The sequence below is a fragment of the Sphaerotilus sp. genome, assembly GCF_041083715.1.
GTDB lineage: Bacteria > Pseudomonadota > Gammaproteobacteria > Burkholderiales > Burkholderiaceae_C > Sphaerotilus.
In genome coordinates this window covers 1-6,050 of record NZ_JBFPGY010000325.1, presented here as the reverse complement: position 1 = coordinate 6,050, position 6,050 = coordinate 1, and the positions used below count along the sequence as shown (strand labels likewise).

The window sequence follows — 6,050 nt, the reverse complement described above, 5'->3', positions numbered from 1 at the left end:
GCTGCCCTTGGTCGTGGCGGTGCGTGCGAGGTAGCGGACGTGGGCAAATTCCGCGTCGCTGAATCGCTGCGTCAGCAGCCGGTATTCGGGATAGTCGGTGGCGAGCTGTTCGGCGCCGGCCCGCATCAGGGCTTCCTTTTCGCCCTGGAAACTCTGCGAGCGCTTGTGGAACACATAGACCTTGTCGCAGACCAGGTTGACCCAGCCGCGGCGCACGGCGCGCATGCAGAAGTCGTTTTCCTCCCCATAGCCGCGGGGGAACTTCTGCTCGTCGAAGGTGCCGAGCGCATCGATCGCGGAGCGCCGCATGTACATGCAGAAGCCATTGCCGGTCGGAACCTCCAGCAGCCGACCCTCTTGGGCCTGCACGATGAGCCGGGCATGGGTGTCCCGGTCCAGATGCGGGCTGACGGGATTGAACGCCCCGATCTCGGGTGCTGAAAACGCGCCGGCGTGGTCGGACATGGCCGTGACGGTGGCCACCCTGGGCTGGGAGTAGGCGGCATAGCGCAGGTTTTCCAGCCACCGGTTCGTGGTGACCGTGTCGCTGTTGAGCAGCACGACATCGTTCGCCGGGCACAGGCCGATTGCCTTGTTGACCGTTCGGGTGTAGCCGAGATTGGTCTCGTTGGTGACCACGTCGAAGCCTGTCTGTCCGGTCAGGCCCGCCAGGAGTTCGGCGATGCGTGGATCAGGGCTGGCGTCGTTGATGAGCAGCACGCGGGCCTCGGGCGGCATGGTCCGCTTCAGCGATTCCAGGCACTCGCTGACGGCATCGAAGGCGTTGTAGATGGGCACGATGACCGTCACGGGCCGCATGTGCTGCGTGTGCCAGGCGTCCAGGTAGCCCAGGGTCGCCCTTGTGCTGGGCACAGCCGATCCTGCTAGCTGGCGCGGGCTCTTCGACAGGGATTCGCCGGAGTGCTTGTACCGGATGTCCACCGTCGATCCGGGTTTCAGCAGACCGGCGGGCCAGATCTGGCTGAAACCGGCGCGCTCGCCTGGCAGTCCCTTGGACACCAGATCGCTTCTCGCCAGCGTCGTCTTCAGATCCATGTAGTGCACGTCATCGACGTACATGCTCAACTCGACGGACTGGCCCGGTGCCGATTCGTCGATGGCCCAGCCGTGCAGTCCGGTCGCGTCGAGCTTGTCGAGAAATCCCCGCATCGGTGACCGGCCCGTGACGGTCTTGTCTGCCAGGGTCCGGCCACGGACCGTGCGCAAGACCAGGCGGTGCGATTGACCGTCGTGCAGCGCGTGGAGGCCGTGCGGCTGGGCTTCCAGCAGCGGCTTGAGATCCACCTGGAATCCGCAATGCAGCACGCCCTCCGCCTGGAGCAGGTCCTCGCGGGGCAGCAGCGCGTCGAAGGTGCCGAGGGCCACGTCGTCCATGAACAGCATGAATCGGTTGCCCTCGGCGCCCGGCAGCCTCGAGATGAACCAGCCCCGCAGCTGGTCGTTCTCCAGCGCATCGATCACGCCCAGCGAGCGGTCCTTCGGGGGCGTGATGCCGAGCCAGGTGTTGACTCGCTTGCGGGCCTGCTTGAGAGGCGATTTCAGCATGGGGGCTCCGGTCTCGACGTGATGCGCAAGCCATGCACTCCCGGCATGGCAGTCGAAGGGCATTGTCCGGAGCTGGCGGCGGCGCGGTGCGCGGTATAGACCAGTTAGTACCGCCGTAATGGAGGTGTCGGCGGCGCTGGCGGGGCTTGACGCATTTTCTATTTTCGGGCAGGCATCGAGAATGGATCTCCGAATCGCCCCAGGCTGGTCTGGCCCCGGACCACGAGACCCTGTTCGGCTGGCGCCAGATCTTGAAGCGGCACCGTGAGCACGAATCCGCAGTCCAGCGGCGCCATCGGGTACTGGCGTTGCACGTCCGGTCGCGGGCGGGTCGGAAACCCCTGGACGGTGTGTGCCTGCTCGCCGACCTGCACCGACAGGCATGGTGTGGTCTGACCGGAGTCCTGAAAGCTCCAGCCGCTCAGCACCAGTGCTCCGCTCCGCCATTCGATGCGGTCGATGCAGCCCCGTGTCCCGACGAAGGGCGGGCGGTAGGTCGGTTCGGCCACGGGTGCGGCGGGAACGGGGTGTCCGTGGGCGGACAGGCGTTGCACCAGTCCGCCCAGCCTGTGCCGGGTTGCTTCGCACTGTGCAGCGGACAGGCCGTCACGGGTGTCGTTGCGATCGTGTGCCACGAAGTAGTCCTCCCCCTTCACCCGACCCACTGTGGCCGCGCTGCCATTGCGCCCCTTGCGTGTCTCGAACTCCTCACGCGACTTGACGATGTAGTGGTTCAGCCGCAGTCCTTCCCAGACCACCCGTTCGCTCAGTCCCAGGCCATGGCGGGCATGGGGCACGGCGTCGCTGCCGTCGGTGTGGACGCAGCGCCAGCCCGGCTGCAGCACGAAGTGGTGCGGATTGCTGTGGACCGATGCGAACGCCGCCCGGCGCAGCACCGTCTTGTAGTGGTGGTTGGCGCCGAACGACTGGTGCGCCCGGCGCGTGAAGCGCTCGCAGACCAGGCCTGCACTGTGGTTGAGCCGCCAGGCCGAGCCGTGGATGGCCCAGTTCAGCACCACCGCCCCGACGTCCGCCTGTGCCGCCAGCGGGGCGAGCACCTCGGCGAGGCTGCGCGCGCCGCCCGTCGGGACGATGAATTCGTCGGCGTCGATCACGGCGATCCAGTCCTCGTCACAGGCATGGGTGCCGAGCAGATCCGCATAGGCCGGCAGCTGCGGCGCCTGGCCAGGCGTGGACGCGAACGGAATGCGCCGGATCACGCCCAGCACATGCAAGGCCTGGAGCAGCTCGGAGGTGCCGTCATCGCTCACGTTGTCGGCGATGTAGAAACGCGCGACGCCGAGCGACTGGTGGTGGGCGATCCACTCCAGCACATAGGGGTGTTCGTTGCGGAAGATCGCGGCGATGGCGATGCGCGGTGTCGGCCGGTTCATCGTGGCGTGCCGTCCTGGCGCAGGCCCGGGCGGTGCGGAATGTCTTCGGTGGCGCTGGCCAGGCTGTAGTCCTCGCGCAGGCGGGTCAGGTTCGGGTTGTAGTGCGGGTCGTCCAGCAGCCAGCGCGACCAGCGTGCCTGCATCACCGCGACCTCGCCCAGAAAGCGGGCCCGTTTCTCGGGCGTCGTGTCCGTGCCGCGGCTGACGGATTCGTGGTGGTACAGCTCCGCGTGTGGTGTCCATACCGTGCGGTAGCCGGCGGCCATCGCCTTCAGGCACAGGTCGACGTCGTTGAACGCGACAGGCAGCCCTTCGGCGTCGAGTCCGCCCACCGCATCGAACACCTGTTTCCGCACGAGCAGCACGGCGCCGGTCACCGCGCTCGGGTTGCAGACCGTCCAGAGTCGCCCGAAGTAGCCCGGCGACGTGCGCGCCGCGCCGCGCAGTGCGTGGTTGGCGACACCGCCGACCCCGAGCACCACGCCGGCGTGCTGCACCGTGTCGTCCGGGTAGTACAGCTTGGCGCCGACGCAGCCGACGTCCGGCCGCAGTGCATGGCGCACCATCTCGCCGAGCCAGTCCGGGCTGATCACCTCGATGTCGTTGTTGATGAGGCCGAGCACGCTGCCGCGGGCCTGGGTGGCGGCGAAGTTGTTGATCGCCGAGTAGTTGAAGGGATGGTCCCAGCGCAGCACGCGGGCGCGACCTTCTGCTGCGGCGCCGGACTCCAGCGCCGACAGGTACGCCAGCGTGCGCGGGCAGCTGGACTGGTTGTCGACGACCAGCAGCTCGTAGTGTGTGTAGGCACTGCGCTGCACGATCGACTCGATGCAGGTGCGCAGCAGGTCGCAACCATCCCGCGTCGGGATGATGAGGCTGACGAGCGGCGGATCCGCGGGCAGCGGCCAGCGGTGGCGGTAGATGCCCGGCGCGACCACGCTGGCGTCGACACCGGGATGGCAGACATCGAAGTGGTCCTGCAGGGCGCGGCGCCCGGCCTCGCTGGCGTAGTCCTTGCGATCGTGGCCGCGGGCGGTCGAGCCTTCGGCCATGCGCCAGTGGTAGAGCACCTGCGGGATGTGGACGATGTCGCGCGGATCCCCGACCTGGGCCGCACAGCGCAGCACGAGGTCGTGGTCCTGGCTGCCCTCGAAGCCGACGCGGAAGCCGCCCACGGCGTCCACCAGCGAACGGCGGTAGACGCCGAGGTGGGAGAAGCAGTTCTGTGCGTACAGCAGGTCGGGCGACCAGCCGGGCTTGAAGCAGGGGTCGCAGCGGGTGCCGGTCTCGTCGAGCTTGTCCTCGTCGGAGTAGAGCAGGGCGGCGGTCGGACGGGACTGCAGGGCTTCGGCCACGGCGAAGAGTGCATGCGATGCGAGTACGTCGTCGTGGTCCAGCAGGGCCATGAACTCGCCCGTCGCCAGCGACAGCGCCGTGTTGCTGGCGGCGGAAATGTGTCCGTTCTGCTCGCGCAACGCGACACGGATGCGCGGGTCGGACTCCGCCAGTGCGCCCAGCAGCTTGCGCAGACCGGGGCGTGTCGAGGCGTCGTCGGCGATGCACAGGGTCCAGTGCGGATAGGTCTGCGCGCGCACGCTGTCGATGCAGGCCAGCAGGTAGGCCTCGTTCGAGTTGTAGGTCGGCATGACCAGCGAAAAGGTGGGCTGCCACGACCAGGTGCCGATCCGCTGGCGCTGCATCTCGTCTGAGAGGCGCGCTGGCGTCTCGACGTCCCGGATCCAGTCGGCGTAGCGCACCAGCTCGTCGCCTCGGGATTCGAACAGTGCGGTGTAGTCGTTCCACAGCATGTCGACATCGGCGCTGGCCTCTGTCCTGGGTGCGGTGCGGGCCTGGTCCCGGTAGCGGGGATGGCGTGCCTGCAGCTTGTCCTGCATGCGCTGGCGGGCGAACGAGTCGGCGACCCGCGCGAGCCGGAAGTGGCTGATCTCGAAGGCGCCGGCCGCGGCCATCGGGTCGAACCGCACCCGGGCGCGGTGGTTCAGACGCACCAGTCGCTTGGTGAGGACGCCGGAGCGCAGCGGCAGTCCGGCCGAGTGTGCTTCTTCTTCGCCTGAGCGGCTGTCGTCCAGGTACAGGCGTGCCACGGCGCGTGCCGCGGGCAATTGCAGGGTCACCTCCAGCATGTACCAGCCGGCCTGCAGCGGATGTGGCAGGCGCAGCTGGGGGTCGCTGCCCGTGGCGAGGTAGCGATGAGGCGAGGCATGCGGCCTGATCACATCGTTGGCCGGGCACAAGTCCTCCCGGCCATGTCGCAGGCGCAGCTGCTGCATGGCCGCGGACATGCGCTTGCCTGCACGCCGCATCCAGACGGGCAGCTGGCGCTGCGGATTGGTCCAGAGCGGGTCGATCTGGAGCGCGGACACGCGGAACCGCCCGGGGCGGTCCAGTGGATCAAGTCGCCATGCGAGGCAGGGCAACGTGGTGTCGCACTCGCCCTGCCAGGTGTGGTCGACGAGGCGACGCAGCGGAACGCTGTGCGCATCGGCGAAACCGCTGCCGGTGTTGAGATACACCGACGGGGCTACCACACCGTCCTCGGCCTCGATCGACACCGTGATGCGAAAGGCACCACCGTGCGCGGGTGGGGCGAATCGCAGTTGCGGATCGCTTCCCACGGCCAGCATCGGCCAGCGGGAGTCTTCGGTCAGCTCGATCTCGCGCAGTTGTTTCAGGCCGATGGCCTGCAGCAGTTCCGGCGGTGCCATGGGTGGGTGTTGCCGTGGTCAGAGCGCGAGCAGCACTTTGGCCGCCACCGCGATCTGGTAGATGATCTGCGTGAGGCCACGGGTGATCTCGATGCGCTTGGTGTCGATCTTCGGCAGCACCATGATCTCGTCGCCCGGCTGGACCGCCGCGGATTCGGTGGCTGCCAGGACGCTGCCGTCCTGGTGCACCACGAGCAGACGCGACTGGTCGGCACCCTGGTTGAACCCGCCGACCCACTGGACATAGTCGATGACCCGGGACTTCGCATCGTGCACGACGGCGTTGGGGAACAGCACCTCGCCGCTGACCAGCACCAGGCTGCTGCGCTCGGGAATGCGGATGACATCACCGTCTTCCAGTGTG

Annotated in this window: 4 protein-coding genes; all 4 read right to left on the bottom strand. The window is 67.9% G+C overall.

The features are described from left to right. Window positions 1–1,566, bottom strand: a 1,566-nt coding sequence (locus AB3X43_RS15175) for a glycosyltransferase family 2 protein (RefSeq protein ID WP_369430702.1), incomplete at its 3' end; no start/stop codon positions are given. Window positions 1,567–1,724: 158 nt separating this feature from the next. Continuing rightward, a complete protein-coding gene (locus tag AB3X43_RS15170) occupies window positions 1,725–2,960 on the bottom strand; it encodes a glycosyltransferase family 2 protein (RefSeq protein ID WP_369430701.1) in 1,236 nt (411 codons plus the stop codon). Continuing rightward, a complete protein-coding gene (locus AB3X43_RS15165; RefSeq protein WP_369430700.1) occupies window positions 2,957–5,686 on the bottom strand; it encodes a glycosyltransferase family 2 protein in 2,730 nt (909 codons plus the stop codon). Before AB3X43_RS15165 ends, AB3X43_RS15170 begins: the two co-directional genes overlap by 4 nt. Window positions 5,687–5,704: 18 nt before the next feature. After that, the coding region (locus AB3X43_RS15160; protein WP_473965136.1) for a polysaccharide biosynthesis/export family protein at window positions 5,705–6,050 on the bottom strand (346 nt) is incomplete at its 5' end.